General features: G+C 68.0%; 17 protein-coding genes. 3 read left to right on the forward strand and 14 right to left on the reverse strand.

Features of this window, described 5'->3' with window-relative positions; genetic code table 11:
- Positions 1-60: 60 nt before the first annotated feature.
- From QUS11_04795 to QUS11_04810, 4 genes are all read right to left on the reverse strand, one after another.
- Positions 61-1,263 (reverse strand): polysaccharide pyruvyl transferase family protein, encoded by a 1,203-nt coding sequence (locus QUS11_04795; protein ID MDM7992610.1) that lies wholly within the window; start codon positions 1,261-1,263, stop codon positions 61-63.
- 7 nt (positions 1,264-1,270) lie between these two features.
- Positions 1,271-3,649, reverse strand: a complete 2,379-nt coding sequence (locus QUS11_04800; protein MDM7992611.1) for an ATP-binding protein — start codon at positions 3,647-3,649, stop codon at positions 1,271-1,273.
- A 49-nt stretch (positions 3,650-3,698) separates the two neighbouring features.
- A complete protein-coding gene (locus tag QUS11_04805; GenBank protein ID MDM7992612.1) occupies positions 3,699-6,533 on the reverse strand; it encodes a hypothetical protein in 2,835 nt (944 codons plus the stop codon).
- Between the two features lie 119 nt (positions 6,534-6,652).
- Positions 6,653-7,237 (reverse strand): GNAT family N-acetyltransferase, encoded by a 585-nt coding sequence (locus QUS11_04810; GenBank protein MDM7992613.1) that lies wholly within the window; start codon positions 7,235-7,237, stop codon positions 6,653-6,655.
- A gap of 141 nt (positions 7,238-7,378) precedes the next feature.
- Here QUS11_04810 and QUS11_04815 point away from each other — a divergent pair, with 141 nt between their 5' ends.
- Entirely contained in the window at positions 7,379-8,194 is an 816-nt protein-coding gene (locus tag QUS11_04815; GenBank protein ID MDM7992614.1) for a class I SAM-dependent methyltransferase, read from the forward strand.
- Positions 8,191-9,309 carry a glycosyltransferase family 4 protein gene (locus QUS11_04820; GenBank protein MDM7992615.1) on the forward strand — a complete coding sequence of 373 codons (1,119 nt, stop codon included), beginning with the start codon at positions 8,191-8,193 and terminating at the stop codon, positions 9,307-9,309. Before QUS11_04815 ends, QUS11_04820 begins: the two co-directional genes overlap by 4 nt.
- Here the strand turns inward: QUS11_04820 and QUS11_04825 are convergent.
- From QUS11_04825 to QUS11_04870, 10 genes are read right to left on the reverse strand one after another with little or no spacing between them, the layout of a single operon-like run.
- A complete protein-coding gene (locus tag QUS11_04825) occupies positions 9,300-10,004 on the reverse strand; it encodes a metallophosphoesterase family protein (protein ID MDM7992616.1) in 705 nt (234 codons plus the stop codon). The two genes, QUS11_04820 and QUS11_04825, sit on opposite strands and share 10 nt — an antisense overlap.
- A 3-nt stretch (positions 10,005-10,007) precedes the next feature.
- A complete protein-coding gene (nusB, locus tag QUS11_04830; GenBank protein ID MDM7992617.1) occupies positions 10,008-10,415 on the reverse strand; it encodes a transcription antitermination factor NusB in 408 nt (135 codons plus the stop codon).
- 1 nt (position 10,416) lies between these two features.
- Complete coding sequence (gene ribH / locus QUS11_04835) at positions 10,417-10,926, reverse strand: 6,7-dimethyl-8-ribityllumazine synthase (GenBank protein MDM7992618.1); 510 nt, start codon at positions 10,924-10,926, stop codon at positions 10,417-10,419.
- Positions 10,910-12,133, reverse strand: a complete 1,224-nt coding sequence (locus QUS11_04840) for a bifunctional 3,4-dihydroxy-2-butanone-4-phosphate synthase/GTP cyclohydrolase II (GenBank protein MDM7992619.1) — start codon at positions 12,131-12,133, stop codon at positions 10,910-10,912. Before QUS11_04840 ends, ribH begins: the two co-directional genes overlap by 17 nt.
- Complete coding sequence (locus QUS11_04845; protein ID MDM7992620.1) at positions 12,111-12,770, reverse strand: riboflavin synthase; 660 nt, start codon at positions 12,768-12,770, stop codon at positions 12,111-12,113. The genes QUS11_04840 and QUS11_04845 overlap by 23 nt, the downstream gene beginning before the upstream one ends.
- On the reverse strand, positions 12,748-13,812 hold the full coding sequence (gene ribD, locus QUS11_04850) for a bifunctional diaminohydroxyphosphoribosylaminopyrimidine deaminase/5-amino-6-(5-phosphoribosylamino)uracil reductase RibD (protein MDM7992621.1): 1,065 nt from the start codon (positions 13,810-13,812) through the stop codon (positions 12,748-12,750). The genes QUS11_04845 and ribD overlap by 23 nt, the downstream gene beginning before the upstream one ends.
- 46 nt (positions 13,813-13,858) lie before the next feature.
- Positions 13,859-15,262, reverse strand: coding sequence for a transglutaminase-like domain-containing protein (locus QUS11_04855; GenBank protein ID MDM7992622.1), 1,404 nt, complete (start codon positions 15,260-15,262; stop codon positions 13,859-13,861).
- Positions 15,259-16,323 (reverse strand): UDP-N-acetylglucosamine 2-epimerase (non-hydrolyzing), encoded by a 1,065-nt coding sequence (wecB, locus tag QUS11_04860; GenBank protein ID MDM7992623.1) that lies wholly within the window; start codon positions 16,321-16,323, stop codon positions 15,259-15,261. The genes QUS11_04855 and wecB overlap by 4 nt, the downstream gene beginning before the upstream one ends.
- A 1-nt stretch (position 16,324) precedes the next feature.
- A complete protein-coding gene (gene rpiB / locus QUS11_04865) occupies positions 16,325-16,771 on the reverse strand; it encodes a ribose 5-phosphate isomerase B (protein MDM7992624.1) in 447 nt (148 codons plus the stop codon).
- Between the two features lie 2 nt (positions 16,772-16,773).
- Positions 16,774-17,934 (reverse strand): bifunctional enoyl-CoA hydratase/phosphate acetyltransferase, encoded by a 1,161-nt coding sequence (locus tag QUS11_04870; protein ID MDM7992625.1) that lies wholly within the window; start codon positions 17,932-17,934, stop codon positions 16,774-16,776.
- Between QUS11_04870 and lat the strand changes: the two genes are divergently transcribed.
- Positions 17,933-19,237 (forward strand): L-lysine 6-transaminase, encoded by a 1,305-nt coding sequence (gene lat / locus QUS11_04875; protein ID MDM7992626.1) that lies wholly within the window; start codon positions 17,933-17,935, stop codon positions 19,235-19,237. The two genes, QUS11_04870 and lat, sit on opposite strands and share 2 nt — an antisense overlap.
- Positions 19,238-19,241: the final 4 nt, after the last annotated feature.

Genomic DNA, 19,241 nt, shown 5'->3' on the forward strand with positions numbered 1-19,241 from the left:
CGGAGAGATAAAAATAGGCGCCACACCGTTTTCGGTGCAGTGTCGCCTAGCTTCGCGATGTCAATATACTCGCCGCGGGACGGACGGGGCAAGGCTGGCGGTCACGCACACCGACCCGAAGTAGGCCGTGTTCAGTTCGGCCCTGGCCCGCAGTTCGGAGCGTCTCGCGGAGAGACTGCACCAGCGAGATCCGCACGTGCGCCAGGCTTCGTCGACCAGCGCGGCCGCCTCATCCGCCCACCCGGGCCGGGATGTCTGCACGGAGAGGTCGCCGAGCCCCGCCTCCTCCATGAATCTCGTACCCTTCGACGAGTACGGCACCGCGACGGGAAGCGCGCCGGTCACCACGGACAGGATCGCACCGTGGAGGGGGGCGGTCACGACGACCCTGCACCCGGCCATCGCATCCATGAACCCGTGCAGGTTCTCCGTCTCGAGGATCGAGGCGCGGTCCGCCCTCTGCATACTGCCGAGGACCTCGCGGCAGAAGTGGTCGTCGGAATTGGAGAGCGGTCCCGTGTGGAAAGGGAGGAGGAGGACCCTGCCCCCTCTTCTCGCGAGGTGCCCGTCGAGCATGCGAGCCCAGTCAGCGGCCGCGGAGCTCCCCCCTCCCGGGCGGTCGAGCCCCAGCTTCCGCCTCGTCTCGAGCGGGAGAAGCCCTCCTGTCCGGTTGGAAACATCGCGGGGCGCCGCCCCGAGGATGTCCGAGTCCACCGGGCCCGGCCTGCGCCCGCTGCAGAGGCAGAAGGCGGAGTCGGCAGCGCGCAGGACCCTCCCGGGCCGGAACCCGAGGCCGGCAAGGAGGTCGGCGGAAGGCGCGTCCCTCACGCTGATCCCTCTGGCGGTCGCCATGCACCGGGCTATCCAGGCGCGGGTCCAGGGGCGCAGCTCTCCTCCCTGTCCGAGCCCGACGAGCCATGCGAACGAGCGTTTCCCGAAGGAGGACGACAGCAGGAACGGCAGCAGGTTGAACGGCGAGTAGAGGAGCGAGGACCTGTCCTGGACCAGCTCCCCTCCGCCCACGACCACATAGTCCGCCCAGAGGACTCCGCGGATCATCGAGGCGAGACGCCCCCGGCGGGTGGAGAATCCCCTCGCGCCCCACCGGGCGGCCGTCCCCGCGGGGTCGCCCGACATCACGCCCACGTCGAAGGCACCGCCGAGCTCCTGCATCTGGGATGCGAACACGGCCAGATCGCCGATGTTGGAACCGGCGCTCTCCATCTGGCCCCAGCTCGACGTGAAGACCCTGGGCCTCCGCAAGGGCCCCTCAGCTCCCCCTGCCGAAGCTCCGGAGGATCTCGGCCATGCGGCGGAGGGAGGCCTCTGCCAGCCCGTTGACGGATCCCTCCGGGTAGCAGCCGCCCGGGCCCGCCGGAGATCCGGAGGGGATTCCGGTGAGCAGTTCGATGCCCTCGTCGATGGTTCTGACGGGGTAGATGGAGAAGCTGCCGGCCTCGACCGCAGCCACGACGTCGTCGTCGAGCTGGAGGCTCCCGACGTTGGATGCGGGCACGAGCACCCCCTGGGTGCCGGTCAGACCCCTGCGCCTGCAGACGTTGAAGAAGCCCTCGATCTTGTAGTTCACGCCGCCGATGGGCTGGATCTCGCCGTACTGGTTCACGGACCCGGTGACTGCCAGGTCCTGGCGCACCGGGAGCCCCGAGAGGGCGCTCAGGAGGGCATAGAGCTCGGCGCTCGACGCGCTGTCGCCCTCGACCCCTCCGTAGCTCTGCTCGATGCAGATGCTGGCGGACAGCGACAGGGGGAAGTCGAGCGCATACCTGCCCCTGAGGAAGCCGGTGATGATGAGGATGCCCTTGGTGTGCAGGGAGCCTGAGAGATCCGCCTCCCTCTCGATGTTTATCACGCCCTCGCGCCCGGCCGAGACGCGGGCCGTCACCCTCATCGGGAGGCCGTACGAGTAGTCGACGCCGCTCAGCACCACCAGGCCGTTGACCTGCCCCGCCTTCGCCCCCGAGGTGTCTATCATCATCTCGCCGCGCTCGATGCTGTCCAGGGCGTACTCCTGCCCCATCGAGAGCCTCTCGCGCTTTTCGAGGATCGCCTTCCTGACATGGGGGGCCTCGACCACGGGGGACGACTCGCACCGGGCCCAGTAGGCGGCCTGCCTTGCGTAGTCGGCTATGCGGCTGAACTGGGTCGAGATCCTGTCCCTCCTGTCCGCCATCCTCACGGCCTGCTCGGCGAGCGCGGCCACGGCAGACCCGGAGAGAGGGGTCAGCTTCTCGTTGCCCGCGATGAATGCGATCACGCCGCCGAAATCCCTCAGGTTCTCCGGAGTCAGGTCCATCTCGTCGTCGAAGTCGGCCCTGATGCGGAACAGGAGCCCGAACTCCGGCTCGCTCATGCCGAGCATCGTGTAGAGGTAGTCGGAGCCCAGGAGGATCACCTTGACGTCGATCTCCACGGGCTCGGGCTGCAGGTCGATCGGGAATAGGTTCAGCGGATCGTGCTGCCTGATGACCACGGTCTGGTTCCGGAGGGTCTGCATCAGCGCGGGCCAGAGCCCGGGCTGCCTGAGTATGTCCATGGCGTCCATTATTATGTATCCGCCGTTGGCCCTGAGGAGCGACCCGGCGCGGATCAGGGTGAAGTCGCTGTAGGGCTTGTTGTCGACCGTCAGCCTGTCGATGCTGCCGAAGAGGCTCACCTGGTCGGGGAACTGCTCGATCACGACCGGCCTGCCCCTTTTTCTGCTGTTGTCCACCAGCAGGTTGGCAGAGAAGAGGTAGTACGGATCCTCGCCCTCGCCGGGGTTGAGGAACTGTTCGAGATTGTCGAGGATGGCCGCGGAGAGGGAGTCGGCATAGGCCTCCACCTTGGAGTCACCCGTCTCCTTCAGCCTGTCGAGGATGCCCTCGACGGTCGGCCTGAGCGTCCTCCTGACGAGTTCCTGGTCCTCCCCGGCCGCCTCCATCTCGATTCTCTGGTTGCGCCTGATCACGTCTATCAGGCGCCCGAAGAGCGCCTCGTGATCGGATGTGTACTTCTCCCTCGCCTCCGCGGTGAGGCTCCCGGCCTTCTGCATCTCGTCGAGCTTGTCGAATCCTGCGGGTTCGCCGTTCACGACGGGGAGGACCTCGGGGCCGAACTGGCCGGGTCCGGTCTGCACCTTCACCAGCGCGAAGCCCTTCTCCGACGCCTCCCGGCTGAAGGCGTCAAGATGCTCCTGCTGCCTCGCGGTGGCGTCGGCACGGATCTTCTTGCGTTCGCTGCCCATGCGGTCGCCCGACATGACCGCCGGGATGTTGCTCTTCAGGAGCTCGACGCACTGGGCGAGGCTCCCGACGAACTCCTCCCCGTCGTCGGCGGGTAGGGTGATGACCATCGGGCGCTGGGGATCCTCGAAGTTGTGCACGAAGAGGATGTCCTTCAGATCATCGGTGGTGAGGTCGAGGGAATCGAGTATCCGCTTCACGGTGGACTCGCGCCCGGTGCCGGACACGCCCGTCACGAACATGTTGTAGCCCAGGGACTGGATCTCGAGGCCGAGCCTCACAGCCTTGACTGCGCGCTCCTGGCCGACGATCCTGTTGCTGGTGGAAGCCCTGTCGGTCCTGTCGAAACCCATGGCACCCTCGGGACAGCGCCACCTGAGATCTCCTGGAGCAAGCGGCTCCGGCATGCTCTTTCCTCCAGTCCTGTCCGGCCTGCGGCTCCATGTCCGCACCTTTTCATACCACCCGGCGGCATGGCGTCAATGGGCCGGCGGAGACGGACGTGGCGCGGAGCCTGCCGTCGCGGCCCGCTGCGACCCTCAGTACGACGGTGGCGCCCTCCCTGCGCGATATCAGGCGTGACTGCGAGTACAGGGGGGACGGCAGGAAGACGTCGGCATACCCCCTGTCGTCCTCGAGCATGAGGAAACCAGCCCCCTCGGAGAGGCTCCTGCGGGAGGCCACCCTGCCCCAGATGCCGGACTGGACGGCCCCGGTGAGACGATCGAGCGGAACGGTGCCGTCCGGGCGATCGACCAGCGAGAGGGGGCTGCAGGTGACCGCCGCCCCGAGAAACTCGAGATCGAGCGATACCATCTCGCTCCTGCAGTGTTCGGGGATCCCGGGCAGCCCCTCCTCCTCCCGCGTGAAGAAGCCACCGGACCTGCGGTTCATCTCCCAGAGGGCCCCGGGGCGGGTCAGGCCGATCTCCCCGAAGCACCCGGCCTGAGCCATGGCCTTCACGACCCCGCGACCCACGCCCGCGGCGACGACCTGCCCCGGGGAGTCGTACGGCCTCCCCCGGACGAGTGCGGCATGCTCCGAGGGCCCCATGCCGCGCAGGCTCGAGAATCCGAGCATCACGCCCCCACCGGACGGCCTGGCGCACCACTCCCCCGAGTTGACCCCCGGCGGCGCGATCGCGAGCCCGAGGCGCCTGGCCTCCTCCACATAGGTCCGCTGGTCGTAGAAGCCTCCGCCTCCTGCCAGGACGGCGGCCATGAAGCATGCCGGGCTCGAGGCCTTCAGGGATGCCGAGATGCACGCTATCGCTGCATACGAGTAGGCGTGGGCCCGGCAGAATCCGTACCCGGCGAAGCGCGAGAGGAAGGCGTGGACGGCCGAGGCCCGGGCGCCCTCCACCCCGAATGCCTCGAGATCCGCGGGCGACAGCCTCTTCCTCTTCAGCCGGCGCCTGACCAGGTCGCCCTGCCCTTCGTCGATTCCGAGGAGCCTTGCGGCGCACTCCGACACGTCCTCCTCGTAGAGCATCTCGCCGAAGCTGCCGCCCAGGATGTCGCGAAGCTCGTCGAACTCCCACTCCGGACGGGCTTCGCCCTTCATGGCCGCGAAGAAGCGCTCCCTGGTCCCGCTGCCCGAGGCGCCCGGCCTGACCAGGGCCAGCGCGCGCGCCACGTCGTCGAGGCTCGCCACCCTCATCTCCGTCAGGAGGCCCCTGAGCGCCGGGGACTCGACATGTGCGACGCCTATCGTCCTGCCCGACGCCATCAGCTCGAGGGCGTCCCGGATGTCCCCCGGGACGTGCGGCATCCCGCCCCGGGCCGCCTGCCCGCCCCGCGCATCCCATCCGAGGGCGAGGGAAATGGCGGTGAGGCCGCGCTGTCCGAGCAGATCCATCTTCAGGAGCCCGGCTCTCTCGACTCCGACCATGTCGAACTGGGTGACGGCCTGGCCCGACGTGCCGGGCGACAGCGGCACGACCTCGCAGACCGGGCGCGGGGATATCACGATCCCGCAGGGATGGGGGGCGACATGCGAGGGCAGGCCCTCGAGCAGGGCGGCGTCGGCCAGGAGGCGTCTGCCGGCATCCCTCCGCCAGACCGCGGCATCCCGGTCGTCGAGGAGCACCGACATCGAGTCTATGTCGGACGGGCCCAGCCCGGCCGCCGAGGCGGCGCAGCGGAACGCGGAGCTGCGCCTGTGCCTCACGATCTCGCCCACGCAGGCCGACTCCCGGCCCCACCTGCCCAGGACGAAGGACACGACCTCGTCGCGCCGCGCACTGTCGATGTCGAGGTCGATGTCGGGCGGATCGGGCCTCTGCGGATTGAAGAACCGGCTGAAGGACAGGCCGCAGCGCAGCGGGCAGACCCCCGAGATGCCCAGCAGGTAGCTCACCATGCTGCCCGCGGCCGACCCGCGCGCCGTCGCCGATATGCCCCTCGCGGCGCAGAATTCCGCAACCTCCCTGAAGGCGAGGAAGTATCCGGCCAGGCCCGCGGCCGCTATGGCCGAAAGCTCCGTCTCCAGGCGCCTCCGGGCCGCCATGCCGTTCCCGTAGGTGCGCCGGAATGCCTCCTCGGCCATGCTTCGCAGGAGCGGCACGCTGCCGGCATCTCCGGCCGACAGGAGGAGGCCCGCATGGGGGTGGAACGCGTCCAGCCGGGATGCAAGCAGGGCCGCGCCCTCGCGCGAGGCGCGCAGACCGGTGAACTGACGCTCCAGCGCTCCGTCGCCGGGCATGGAGGCATGGCGCGAGGCGAACGCCCGTGACGGCAGCGAAGCCTCGGAAGAACCGGCGGAGGCGGCCCGCAGAAGCCTGTGCGCCCTGCGCGAGGATTCCGCGATGGAAACGACCGGCCAGCATGCCGCAGGCACGATGCCCGCCCCGGTGAACGAAGCCTCCGACACCCCGGGATCGTTTCCGAAACACGCCGGGAGGACCGCACCGAAAAGGGCGCCCGAGAACCCGGCCTCCGCCAGGGCCAGGGCGTCACCAGGCCGGGAGACGAGCGCCGCGAGACGGTCCGTGCCGGACGAGAAGGCCTCGGCGAGGGGGAGCTGCGACGAGACGGCCGTGACAAGGGACGAGAGCTGGGCCCAGCCGCCTTCGAGGGAGGCCAGGACCACCCCCGGGGAGATCCGGCAGCCGGCTCCCGGCTTCATCCCGTCCGGGGCGGCAGCCTGGAACTCGTGCTGGCCGTGGAGACCCCCGGAATCGGCGAGCAGCACTCCGGCAGCCCCGGGGGGCGCCGCGCAGGCGATGTCGGACGGCGTCTCGACGCCGTAGCCGAAGGAGTAGCAGCTCCTCGCTACGATGATGGCACTCATGCCCGATGTATACATCTGTTTGCATCGGGGCGCCAGCCGCCGTGCGCCGGACCGGCCGCTTCACAACATGATGCGATATGGAGTCTGCTGCAGGTGGAGCCGGGGACGCCGCTCCGGGATCAGCCAGTGCGCCTCTGCCCGCCGGATTCGCTCCGGCGGCCGGCCTGACCGGTGCCGGAAGCGCGCAGGGCGAGCCCTCCGGTCGCCGGCATGACGGGGACGCCGGATTCGAGGTACATCTCCATGCGGTAGAAGGGGACCTTGCCGCGGTCTTCGAGGAGCTTGGAGCCTTCGCCGGTGACCACGAACCCGCAGCCGAGGTAGCAGGAGATGGCCCTGGGATTGGTTCTCCGGACGTGGAGCCGGACCGTGTCGAAACCGAGCACCCTCCTGGCGGCGGGGATCGCCTTCGCTATGGCCCTGCGTCCTATCCCCCTGCCCAGGGACTCGGTCCGTCCGATCACTATCCCCATCACTCCTATCGACCTGTCGTTCCTCTTCAGGTCGAACCAGATGCCGCCCACGGTGGAACCGTCGACCTCGATCGCGTACCAGACATAGTCGAGGCCCCAGCCCTCGAATCCCGAACCGTCGAAGTTCACGGGGCTCAGCCTCTCCATGTACCTGTCGGAGTCGATCTCGTCGCGCCAGCGCTCGAGCGAGGGCAGGTCGCGCTCCGCGAATCTCCTCAGGGATATCCTCATCAAAGTTCTTCTTTCCATATAAAACGACCCGGACGACCGGGTAATATCGTGTTATCATAACATCTCCCCCCATTCCCGGGCAAGGTCTTCCCCCCGGAGGGGCGGGGAGTGTAGCTTTGCGCTGCAGAACGGGAGAATCTCTTGAGGACATCCGACAGGGGACACTGGGACAGGTTCTGGACCCGGGGGCGCAAGACCCGGGAAATCTACGACAACGCCGGGAGGATCACCGGAGAGATCGCCCTGGCCATGGACGTGCGGGGAAGGGCCTGTCTCGAGGTTGGCGCAGCCACCGCGCGCGATACCGCGGCCCTCGCCCGGGCCGGCGCGTTCGCCGTCGCCCTCGACTACTCCCCCGCCGCGCTCTCGATCGCGAGGGACGTCTGCCGGGGCACGGGGGCCGCCCTCGTCTGCGGCGACGCCTTCCATCTCCCCTTCCGTGACGGATCCTTCGATCTCGTTTTCCATCAGGGAGTGCTCGAACACTTCCGGGAGCCTGCGGGCCTGCTGGACGAGAACAGGAGGGTGCTCTCGGCATCGGGCCTCGTCCTGGTCGACGTCCCCCAGACATTCCACCCGTACACAGCGGTGAAGAAGATCCTGATCGCCGCCGGAGCCTGGTTCGCGGGATGGGAGACCCAGTTCACGAGGCGGTCCCTCGAGACGCTCCTGCGGAAGAGCGGCCTCGCGCCCTGCAGGGCTTACGGCCGGTTCATGAGCCCTTCGCTCTCGTACCGGATCCTGAGGGAGATCCTGTTCAAGGCGGGTGTCAGGCTCCCGCTGGATCCCGTCCTCGTCGGCCCGGTGCACAGGCTGAGGGCCCGCGTCAGGATGGCGGTGGAGGGCACGCGGGCCGGCCCGGCGCTGGGCTACGTCATCGGAGTCTTCGCCGGGAGGGGCTCCCGCCCCGGGGATCGTGCAGCCGCTCCGCCGGAGAGCGCGAGGGAAGCCCCATGAAGGTGCTGGTGCTCAACTGGCGTGATCCGAGGAACCCGGAGGCGGGAGGCGCCGAGGTGCACCTCCACGAGATAATGCGGCGGGCCGCCTCGGCCGGCCATGAGATAGTGCAGGTCTCCCAGGCCTGCGACGGGCTGCCCCGGGAGGAGACCATCGACGGAGTCGGGATAATCCGCAGAAGCGGCCGGTCCACGTTCAACCTGGGCCTCCGGGGATGGTGCAGGAGGCATCTCGACCTGGCCTCCTTCGACCTGGTCGTCGAGGACCTCTGCAAGCTGCCATTCTTCTCGCCCTCCTGGTCTCCAGCCCCGGTGCTGGTGCTGGTGCCGCACCTCTTCGGCACCACGGCCTACAGGGAGGTGGCATTCCCCCTGGCACTCTACGTCAACGCCCTCGAGAGGCTGATACCGCGGGTGTACCGCGGCTGCCGCTTCGTCGCCATCTCGGAGAGCACGAAACGCGATCTGGAGCGCAGGGGGATCCCCGGCGGAGACATCTCCGTCAGCCCCTGCGGCATAGATCTCGACGAATACGCGCCTTCGCCTTCGGACGCTCACGATCCGCGCACGATCCTCTACGTCGGCAGGCTGAAGAGGTACAAGGGGGTGCAGACCCTGATCGAGGCGCTCTCCATCCTCAGGGAGCGCGGATCGGACGTCGTCCTGCGGGTCGTGGGGACGGGAGACTACCGGGAGGAGCTCGAACGTCTCGCTGACCGGCTGGGCCTGCGGGACAGAGTCGTCTTCACGGGCTTCGTCCCCGGGGAGAGCAAGCTGGCCGAGCTCAGGAACGCATGCGTCGCCGCCCTGCCCTCGGAGAAGGAGGGCTGGGGCCTCACCGTGATCGAGGCCAATGCGTGCGGGACCCCGGTGGTCGCCAGCGACAGCGACGGCCTGAGGGACTCCGTGCGCAACGGAGAGACGGGCATCCTGGTGCCTCACGGCGATCCTGCAGCCCTTGCCGACGCCCTGTCGGCCGTACTGTCCGACCCCGTCCTGAGGGCGCGCCTGTCGGAGGCCGGGAAGGTCTGGGCCGGGCGCTTCAGGTGGGACGTCACCGCCGGCGAGGTCATCGGCGAGATGATCAGGGCCGCCGGGGCGGGCATTCAGCGGTAGAGGCGCATCCACAGGCCGTCGGGGAGCCCCGCGGCCCTTATCGACTCAGCGGCCCTGTCCACGTCGTATTCCACCCTCACATGCCGGTACATTCCCGAATCCGTATCCAGAAGCAGGTAGGCCGCCCTCGGATCGGCGTCGCGGGGCTGGCCCACGCTGCCCGCGGCCACGACGCAGCATCCCGGGAGGATCCCGCCTTCATCGGTCGAGAACGATCCGTCCGGGCGCCACAACCCGGGGACGTGGGTGTGGCCGGTCAGCATCACGATTCCGGGGAAGAGCCTGCAGCACTTCCGTGCCAGCGACGGATGGAGGATGTAGGTGAACGAGCCCGGGTCGGGCGGGAAGGAATGACAGAGGATACAGCCGGCCTTCTGCGCCGTGAGAGGGAGCCCGGCGAGGTACCCGAGCGAGTCCCGGTCGAGGACCCTCCTGTTCCAGCAGACCGTCACCGCGGCTGCAGGACCGAAGTTCCCGAGGGGTTCGACGCCGCCGGCACCCAGGTCGTGGTTGCCCGCGACCACCAGGTCACAGGCCGCCCGGACCATCCGGATGCAGGGGGACGGGTCTCCGCCGTAGCCGACGACGTCCCCGAGGCAGACCGTGCAGTCGGCGCCCGAACCGTCCGCGTGGGAGAGCACGGCCTCCAGCGCGGGGAGGTTGGAGTGGACGTCCGAGAGGACCCTGAGGAGCAAGCGCTAGCCCCCGCCCCCGGATCTGCAGGCCTTGTCGAGCACCCCGTTGATGAAGGCCGCGGCCTCGTCGTCGAGGAATTCGCGCGACAGCTCGATGGCCTCGTCGATCGCCACCGGAACCGGGGTTCCGGCGTATCTCACCTCGGCCAGACCCTGCTCGAGTATCAGCCTGGCCAGCAGGTGGAGCCGCGAGAGGCTCCAGTTCCTGAGAGCCCCCTCGAGTGCGGCGTCCAGACCCGCCCTGTCCCTGTCGATCCCCGCCGCGAGTTCTCTGATCCAGAGCCTCTCGGGCGGATCGAACCTCATCGAGAGGCCCAGCCTGTCCAGGTTCTCGGCGAGGCCGTCGCCGTTCATGTCGGAGGCGTACCTCGCCTGCAGCAGGAACTTGCGCGCCCTGTTGCGGACTCCCAAGCTACTTCTCCCCCTCCGGGGCTTCCTCTTCCTCGCAGGCTTCGCCGTCGAGGTAGCGGTAGAGCCCGGCCATCTCGAGGGCGGTCATGGCGGCGTCGAAACCGCGGTTCCCCGACTTCGCCCCGGCCCTGTCGACAGCCTGCTCGACCGAATCTGCCGTGATGATCCCGTAGATGACGGGGATGTCGGATTCGGCGGCCAGGGCGGCTATGCCCTTGGCGCTCTCGGCGGCTACGTACTCGAAGTGGGGTGTGTCGCCGCGGATCACGGCGCCGAGGCAGACGACCGCGTCGAATCCGCCGGCCAGCACGACGCGCGAGGCCACGGCGGGTATCTCCCAGGCTCCGGGGGTCTTGAAGATGTCGATGTCGTCCGGATTGACCCCGTGGCGCTCCAGGCAGTCCAGGGCGCCCTCCACGAGCCTCTCGGTTATGAATCCGTTGAACCTGCTCACTACGAGGGCCACCCTGAGACCCCCGCCCTCGAGGCTGCCCTCATGTATCCAGGCCATTCCCCACTCCTTCCAGCATGTGACCGAGCTTCTCCTTCTTCGTTCTCAGATACTTCTCGTTCTCGCTGACGGGGTCGACCTCGAGCCTCACCCGCTCCACGACCTCCAGGCCGTAGCCGCTCAGGCCGACGATCTTGCGAGGATTGTTCGTCAGGAGCCTGATGGTCGAGAGCCCCAGATCGGCCAGGATCTGCGCCCCGATCCCGTAGTCCCTCAGGTCGGCCTCGAAGCCGAGCCTCTCGTTTGCCTCGACGGTGTCGAGCCCGTGATCCTGGAGGTTGTAGGCATGGATCTTGTTCACGATGCCTATCCCCCTGCCCTCCTGGGACATGTACAGGAGCACGCCGGCGCCCTCCTCCTCGATCCTGTGCATCGCGAGGTGGAGCTGGGAGCCGCAGTCGCATCTCCTCGACCCGAAGACGTCCCCCGTGAGGCACTGGGAGTGCACCCTCACCAGCACGTTGCCTCGCCCGGCGACATCCCCCTTCACCAGGGCCACGTGGAGTTCCCTGTCCACGAGGCTCTCGTAGATGGACAACCTGAACGAGCCCCACTCGGTCGGGAGATCGGACTCGGCCACCCTCCGGACGAGCTTCTCGGTCCTCCTCCTGTACTTCACCAGCTCCTCGACGGTGGTGAGGAGCAGGCCATGCCTCTGTGCGAACTCCCTCAACTGGGGGAGCCTCGCCATGGTTCCGTCGTCGTTCATCACCTCGCAGAGCACGCCCGCGGGTCTGAGGCCGGAGAGCCTCGCGAGGTCGACAGCGGCCTCGGTGTGCCCGGTGCGCCTGAGGACGCCGCCCTCGCGGGCGCAGAGCGGGAAGATGTGGCCCGGCCGGGCGAGGTCCTCCGGCCTGGAGCCGTCACCGATGGCCACCTCGATGGTCTTCGCCCTGTCGGCGGCGGAGATGCCGGTGCTCACGCCCCGGGCCGCGTCTATGCTCACCATGAACGCCGTGCTGTGGAGGGCGGTGTTGCGCGTTACCATCTCCCCTATCTCGAGCCTGTCGAGGCTCTCGCGGGTCATGGCGAGGCAGATCAGCCCCCTGGCCTCCCTGGCCATGAAGTTGATCGCGCGCGCCGAGCACTTCTCCGCCGCCACGACGATGTCTCCCTCGTTCTCGCGGTTCTCGTCGTCCACGACGATTATCATCTCGCCGCGGCCTATCGCTTCGAGAGCCTCCTCAGCCCTGGCTGTGCCGTTCAAGGTACTCCCTCAGGAGCGAATCGCGCTCCGCTGTTCCGGACGCACCGCGCCGCCCCCCGGATCCCTGCCGGGATCCAGCGAGGACGGCCTGGACATACTTGCCGATGATGTCGAATTCGAGGTTCACACGGGTGCCCCCGCGCCAGGCGGAGGCGCCGGTCGATGCGACGGTGAGCGGGATCAGCGCCACTCCGAACCGTCCGGCCTCCGAGGAGGCCACGGTCAGGCTTATGCCGTCCACGGCCACGGATCCCTTCTCGACGATCAGCCCCTCGAACGCGCCGGGGAAGGACACGGTCGCCTCCATGCCCGCACCTGACCGCCTCACTGCCTCCACGACGCCCGTGCAGTCGACGTGCCCGGTGACGAAATGGCCATGCAGCCTTCCGGAGAGGGGCAGCGGAAGCTCCAGGTTCACCAGGTCCCCCGGGCGGTAGGAGGCCGCCTTCGTCCGCGACAGGGTCTCCTCCGAGAGGTCGAACAGGCAGTCCCCGCCCGAGGAATCCTTCACCGTCAGACAGGAGCCGTCGACACAGACGCTCCAGCCCCGCTCCACCGCGAACCCGGGCGCGCGCAGGCGCAGCACGGCTCCTGCCTCGGCCACGGAAGCGGTCCTATCTATCAGACCCGTGAACAATACGGCCCTCCGTCAGCACGTCGCAGCCCAGCAGCTCGACGTGCGGATCCTCCACCCGGAATGCCTCCGTGATCGATCCGGCCCCTATGTCCCCCAGCGCCGGCACCCCGGTGGCTCCGAGCAGCACCGGAGCAGTGAGGAAGCTCAGCCTGTCCGCCAGGCCGGCGGAAACCAGGGAGGCCGCCAGCGCCGCTCCGCCTTCGCACAGGATCTCTCCGATCCCGAGAGCCGCACAGCCTTCCAGCAGCGCCGCCAGGTCGAGGCCCCCCGGACCCTCCGGCAGGAGGAGCAGCTCGGCTCCGCCGGGAATCCGGTGCGGTACCGCCCCCTCCCGGACCGCCAGGATCGTCCGGGCTCTCCCGTCGAAGACCTTCGCATCAGCCGGGAGGGGTCTCCTCCCGGAAACCACGATCCTCCTGAAGCCCGGACCAGGAGGCGAGGGCGGCAGAAGGGAGGGGTCGTCGGCCAGGACCGTTCCGGCCCCCACCATCACGGCATCGGCCTCTGTCCTCATCCCGCCCGCCCTCTCCCGGGCGGGCCCGGACGTGATCCATCTGCTCGATCCGTCACGGGCCGCGATCCTGCCGTCGAGGGAGGCGGCGAGCTTGAGCCTCAGGAAGCTCCTGCCGGTTCTCTTGTAGTGCAGGTACGCCCGGTTCAGCTCGGCCGCCTCCGCGGCCGAGGCGCCCACGAGCACCTCGATCCCCCCCGCCCTGAGGGCCTCGAATCCCCGGCCGTCGACCCTCGCGTCGGGATCGGACATGGCGGCGACCACCCTGGCTATGCCCGCCGAAATGATCCTCTCGACGCAGGGTCCCGTGCGGCCCTGGTGGCAGCAGGGCTCGAGGGTGACCACGAGGGTCGCGCCGCGTGCGAGTTCGCCGGCTTCGTCGAGAGCCACAGCCTCGGCATGGGGGCCTCCGCAGCAGCCGTGCCATCCCCTCCCGACCGCCGTTCCGTCCCTTACGACGACGGCTCCGACCATCGGGTTGGGAAAGGTCGCGCCCCTTCCGTTCCGGGCCAGCCCCAGCGCCTCGGCCATGGCCTTCTCCAGTAAAGGGCCGGGCCGGGGGCAGTCCGGGTCCAACTCACTGCTCCGGTGTGATTTCCGACACGCTGAGCCTGCCCATCACTGCCGTGATCACGTACTGGGACTCGAGGCTGCCTTCGGCCAGGATTATGTGAGTGGCGTCCGCAACCGGCTGTCCGAACGTAGGATCCATGGCGACCCACGATCCCACCCAGACCAGCGGCCAGGCGTGATATCCGAAGGACCCGTCGAGGTACACGATGCCGGCGCAGGTCCTGGCCGGCAGGCCGGCGGCCCGGGCGAGGGCCACGAAGAGCACGGTGTGCTCGTTGCAGTCGCCCCTGCGGCTCTGGAGGACCTCGACCGATGACGGCAGAGAGACAGTCGGGCTGTTCTCCACGAAGACGTCGACGAAACTGCAGATGGCCATCGCCGCCTGCCACGAATCGCGGGCGCCGGCGGTCAGGCTGTCGGCGACCCTGACGAGCGAGGAATCGCCGGTCTGGATCATAGGCTCCGCGCAGAGCCACTGCTCGAACCCGGCCGGGACCGCGGCGGGGAAGTCGGCGACCGAATCGGGGGTGGTCGTCGTCACGGTGACGGTGGCACCCTCCGCCGTCTGCACCGGGGGATAGGCCAGGACGAACTGCGTCCAGTCTATGTCGCCCTCGAGGGAGAACGTCCTCGAACCGGTGCGCCTCGGGTCGCTGACCGGGGTCGAAGTCACGGCGAAAACCTCGTAGAGGTCGCGGGTGCTCGACACGTCGCCGCCCTGTCCCGGCGGAACCCTGGTGAGCTCCATGCCCAGACCCTCGTCGAGCTCCCTCACGATCTGTCCGTCGTGGACCCAGACCTTCGTGACCGTGCCCATGTAGCTGATCTCGAGCACGGAGGCATGAACGGTGTCGCCCAGGAGAACCACGTCCTCCGTGGCGACGCAGGCTATCCCGGCTTCGCTCACGGAGCCCGTGGCGGGGTCGAAGGAGGGGAAGCTCGCGGAGTCGCCCTCGCGCCAGGTCATCCCTGCGGCTGCGAGGTCGGTGACGGCCGGGATGTAGTCCCCCTCGAAGGAGGCGGTCATCTTCGTCTCGCGTCCGGCGGAGGTGACGGTGGTCATCAGAACGCCGTCGCCCCGCTCGGTGTGGGACTCCAGGTAGGCCGAACCGTCCGACAGGCTGAAGTCCAGGCTCGAGAGGTTCAGCGTCGAGTCGGCGCGCGCCTCGAGGGTCATCACGACGTGCCTCGTGCTGCCCATGAGGTTGAGGTCCCAGACAGTCTCTTCGCGGAGCAGCAGAGAGTCTCCGGCGGTCTCTTCGAGGTCGATCTGGAAGTAGCCTATCTCCTCGCCCTGCAGGGACACGGCAAACCTCTGGACGCCGGCTCCGCCGCCCGAAGGCAGCGGGGATCCGCAGGAGGACGCCAGCAGGATCGCAGCGAGAGGAGCCGGCGCGTACCGGGTCATCGGAAACCTCCCGAAATGAACGTTTCTATCGCGTTGGCTATCCTGGGGCCCGCAGCCCCGTCCCAGAACGGGATCTCCGGCGGGGAGGGCGGCCTTTTCGAGATCTGCAGCCTGACGGCATCCGGGATGCCGCCGGGATCGGGGCAGAGGACGTTGGTGCCGAGCTCGACGGTGATGGGCCTCTCGGTGTTGGGCCTCACCGTGACGCAGGGTACGCCGAGCACGGACGTCTCCTCCTGGACTCCGCCGGAGTCGGTGATGACGGCACTGGCCGAACTCTCGAGCGAAGTGAACTCCAGATAGCCCATGGGCTGCGTCACCTCGACGTTGTCCGGGATCGCGAGCCCCCACTGCTCGAGATTCCTGCCGGTGCGGGGATGTACGGGGAACAGGAACCGCAGCGGAGACAGCGATCCGAGTGCGTCGAGTATGGCGGGGAGCCGTTCCGGAGAGTCGACGTTGGAAGGCCTGTGGAGAGTCACGAGGCCGTACCCGCCCCCGGGCGGGCGATGCCTCCGCCTCGCCAGCGGGAGAAGCCTGAAGAGGGTGTCTATCATGGGATTGCCGGTCATCACGACACCGGCGGCCGGGCGGCCTTCGGAAGCGAGATTCCTCCGGGCCTCGGGGCTGGTGATGAGCATCAGGTCGGAGAGCTGGTCGGTCAGGAGCCTGTTTATCTCCTCCGGCATCGTCCTGTCGCCGCTCCGGAGGCCTGATTCGACGTGGCAGACGGGGATGCCGTACCTCACGGCCACCAGAGCGCACGCCAGGGTGGAGTTCACGTCGCCCACCACCACCAGCAGCTCGGGCAGCGGGTCGGGGAGTGCCTCCTCGTACCTCTGCATCACCGTCGCGGTCTGCACCGTGATCGAAGCCGAGCCGGCGCCTAGGTTGACGTCCGGGCGCGGGAGCCCGAGGTCGTCGAAGAAGGACTGGGACATGGCGTGGTCGTAGTGCTGACCCGTATGGACCAGCCTGATGCGCGCCCCGTCACCCAGGGCCCTCACCACCGGGTCCACCTTCATGAAGTTGGGCCTGGCTCCGCAGACCAGGTCGATCACGTCAGGCTCCGGTTCCCGGTGCGGCGTCGATCTTGCCTATCCTCCGCAGGTGCCTGCCGCCCTCGAAGCCCTCCGCCAGGAAAGCCTCCAGTATCTCCCATGCCAGGAAGTCACCCGTGAGGCCGGCGCCCAGCACGAGGACATTCGCGTCGTTGTGCCTCCTCGCGTACCTGGCCATCAGCGGGTAGAGGCACAGCGCCGCCCTGATCCCCCGCCTCCGGTTCGCGGCGATGCTCATGCCGATGCCGGTGTTGCAGATCAGGAGGCCGAGATCGGCGGAACCTCCGAGCACCGCATCCGCCACGGGGCCGGCGTAGTCGGGGTAGTCGACGGAACCCGGCCCGGCGGGCCCCAGGTCGAGCACCTCGTGCCCGGCCGCCCTGAGCCTTTCCGCAAGGGTCAGCCTCAGGCCGGTCCCGGCATGGTCGGACGCGGTCGCGACCCTCATGCTCAGGCCTTCCCTCCGCCCAGGAAGGATGCCACTACGCCGGAGAGCACGATCGAGCACAGCTTCGACTCCGCCGAATCCGCCCTGGAGGTGAGGACGACGGGGCACTTCGCGCCCATCACCACGGCTCCGAGTTCGGCTCCCGCCAGGAAGATGAGCGACTTGTAGAGGATGTTGCCCGATTCGATGTCTGGCAGCAGGAGGACGTCTGCGTCGCCCGCGACCGGGCTCTGGGACTTCTTGATCTTCACCGACTCCATCGAGACGGAGAGGTCGAGGGACAGGGGCGCATCGAAGATGACGTCGCCGAGGAGCCCCTGCCCGGCCATCTCCTTGAGACGGGCGGCCTCGAGGGTGCGGGGCATCCGGTCGTAGGGCTCCTCCTTGGCGCAGACCATCGTGCACTTGGGCCTGTCTATGCCGAGGGCGTTCGCCACCGTGACCGCGTTGCGAAGGAGCACGACCTTGTCCTCGAGACCCGGGGCTATCACCATGGCGGCATCGGTGATGATGAGGAGCTTGTGATACGTTGGGACCTCGAACACCCCGACATGGCTCAGGAGGCCCTCGCCCCTGATCCCGTGCTCCCTGTCCACTATCGCATGCAGGAACTTGCTGGTGGCGACGAGACCCTTCATGAGGACGTCGGCACGCCCCTCCCGGATGACCTCGACGCCCTTCAGGGCGGAGGACGGATCGTCGGGGCACTCGATGATCTCGATCCCGTTCAGGTCGAAGCCGGCCTGCTCGGCGCAGGCCCTGATCTCCTTCGAGGGGCCGATCAGCACTGCCTCGACCATGTCGGCCCGTACCGCCTCGCCAACGGCGGTGAGGGTCTCCACCTCGTCGGCGCGGACGACCGCCACCCGGCGGGACGGCAGCTGCCTGGCAAGGGCCTTGAGTTCGGCGAGCGTCTTTGTGGGATTCATGGGTCCCTCCGGTTGTTTCACGCCAGTCAACGACGGCTTCCGCGCCGCATCTCCGAAGTCGTAAAATATAGGACCGCGTTCGATCGCACTGCAACGCGGAGTTGACACCGGAGGTGCGCGCCCGAAAGATTCAAGAGGGCGAAGCCGCCCCCACTCGTTCAGGCATGCCCCCGGAGGATGGAAACTGGTCTCGGTCCGGGGGGTGTGCGAAGCTCCCGAAGGAAGGTGCCCCATGAGGCGAATCCCGTCTCAGATGGTCAGGCCGACCATCGCGAAACACATGCTGGCCGACGGCTTCGAGATGGTTCTCGACCTGCGGAAGAGCCACGGCAGCTGGGTCCACGACTCCGAAGGGAACCGCGACTTCCTCGATCTCTTCAGCTTCTTCGGTTCGCTGCCGCTCGGGATGAACCACCCGAAGCTCATGGAGCCGGGCTTCATGAAGCATCTCGCGGAAGTGGCCGTCAACAAGCCGTCCAATTCGGATTTCTACACCGAGGAGATGGCACTCTTCGTCGATACCTTCGCCGAAACGGTGATCCCGCAGAGCCACCCCTACCTCTTCTTCGTCGACGGAGGGGCCCTGGGTGTCGAGAACGCCCTGAAGGCCGCCTTCGACTGGAAGGTACGCAAGAACCTGGCTGCCGGCAGGGGCGAGACCGGCAGCAGGGTCATCCACTTCCGGCACGCGTTCCACGGCCGCACCGGGTACACGCTGTCGCTCACGAACACGGCCGATCCCCGCAAGTACATGTATTTCCCGAGGTTCGACTGGCCGAGGATCCAGAGCCCTGCCGCGACCTTCCCGCTCGAGAAGCATCTGGAGCAGACCGTCGCATCCGAGAAGGCCGCGCTGGCCGAGATCGACGCGGCCATATCGGCGTACGGCCACGACATCGCCTGCCTGCTCGTCGAGCCCATCCAGGCCGAGGGCGGCGACAGGCACTTCAGGCCCGAGTTCCTGGCCGAGCTCCGCAGGCGGGCGGACGCTCACGACTTCATGCTCATCTTCGACGAGGTGCAGTCGGGCATGGGGCTGACCGGCGAATGGTGGGCCTGGCAGAGCATCGGCATAGCGCCCGACATGTTCGCCTTCGGCAAGAAGAGCCAGATCTGCGGCATGGCCTCCAGCAGGAGGATCGACGAGGTCCCGGACAACGTCTTCCACGAATCCAGCAGGCTCAACTCGACGTGGGGCGGAAACCTGACCGACATGGTCAGATCCACGAAGTATCTCGAGATAATGAAGGAGGAGAACATCCTCCGGAACGTCCGCGAGCGCGGCGAGCAGCTCATGAAGGGGCTCCACGACATCGCGGCCCGGTTCCCGCAGATCTCGAACCTGAGGGGCCGGGGGCTGATGTGCGCCATGGACCTGCCTGACGGGAAGTCGAGGGACGGCGTCATCGCGAGCATCTACGAGAAGGGCGCCATCATCCTGCCCTGCGGCACCAACAGCATCAGGTTCAGGCCGCCCCTGAACATCAGCTCCTCGGAGATCGACCTGGCGCTCGACATCATAGGCAGATCCCTGTAGCGGG

It is taken from the genome of Candidatus Fermentibacter sp. (assembly GCA_030373045.1).
Lineage (GTDB): Bacteria > Fermentibacterota > Fermentibacteria > Fermentibacterales > Fermentibacteraceae > Fermentibacter.

Excerpts from the sequence above, each read along its gene's own strand:
- QUS11_04800 (MDM7992611.1), bottom strand. The coding sequence starts at position 3,649 with ATGCCGGAGCCGCTTGCTCCAGGAGATCTCAGGTGGCGCTGTCCCGAG.
- QUS11_04805 (MDM7992612.1), bottom strand. The coding sequence starts at position 6,533 with ATGAGTGCCATCATCGTAGCGAGGAGCTGCTACTCCTTCGGCTACGGC.
- QUS11_04810 (MDM7992613.1), bottom strand. The coding sequence starts at position 7,237 with ATGAGGATATCCCTGAGGAGATTCGCGGAGCGCGACCTGCCCTCGCTC.
- QUS11_04820 (MDM7992615.1), top strand. The coding sequence starts at position 8,191 with ATGAAGGTGCTGGTGCTCAACTGGCGTGATCCGAGGAACCCGGAGGCG.
- ribH (MDM7992618.1), bottom strand. The coding sequence starts at position 10,926 with ATGGCCTGGATACATGAGGGCAGCCTCGAGGGCGGGGGTCTCAGGGTG.
- ribD (MDM7992621.1), bottom strand. The coding sequence starts at position 13,812 with ATGGCCGAGGCGCTGGGGCTGGCCCGGAACGGAAGGGGCGCGACCTTT.
- QUS11_04855 (MDM7992622.1), bottom strand. The coding sequence starts at position 15,262 with ATGACCCGGTACGCGCCGGCTCCTCTCGCTGCGATCCTGCTGGCGTCC.
- rpiB (MDM7992624.1), bottom strand. The coding sequence starts at position 16,771 with ATGAGGGTCGCGACCGCGTCCGACCATGCCGGGACCGGCCTGAGGCTG.
- lat (MDM7992626.1), top strand. The coding sequence starts at position 17,933 with ATGAGGCGAATCCCGTCTCAGATGGTCAGGCCGACCATCGCGAAACAC.
- QUS11_04870 (MDM7992625.1), bottom strand. The coding sequence starts at position 17,934 with ATGGGGCACCTTCCTTCGGGAGCTTCGCACACCCCCCGGACCGAGACC.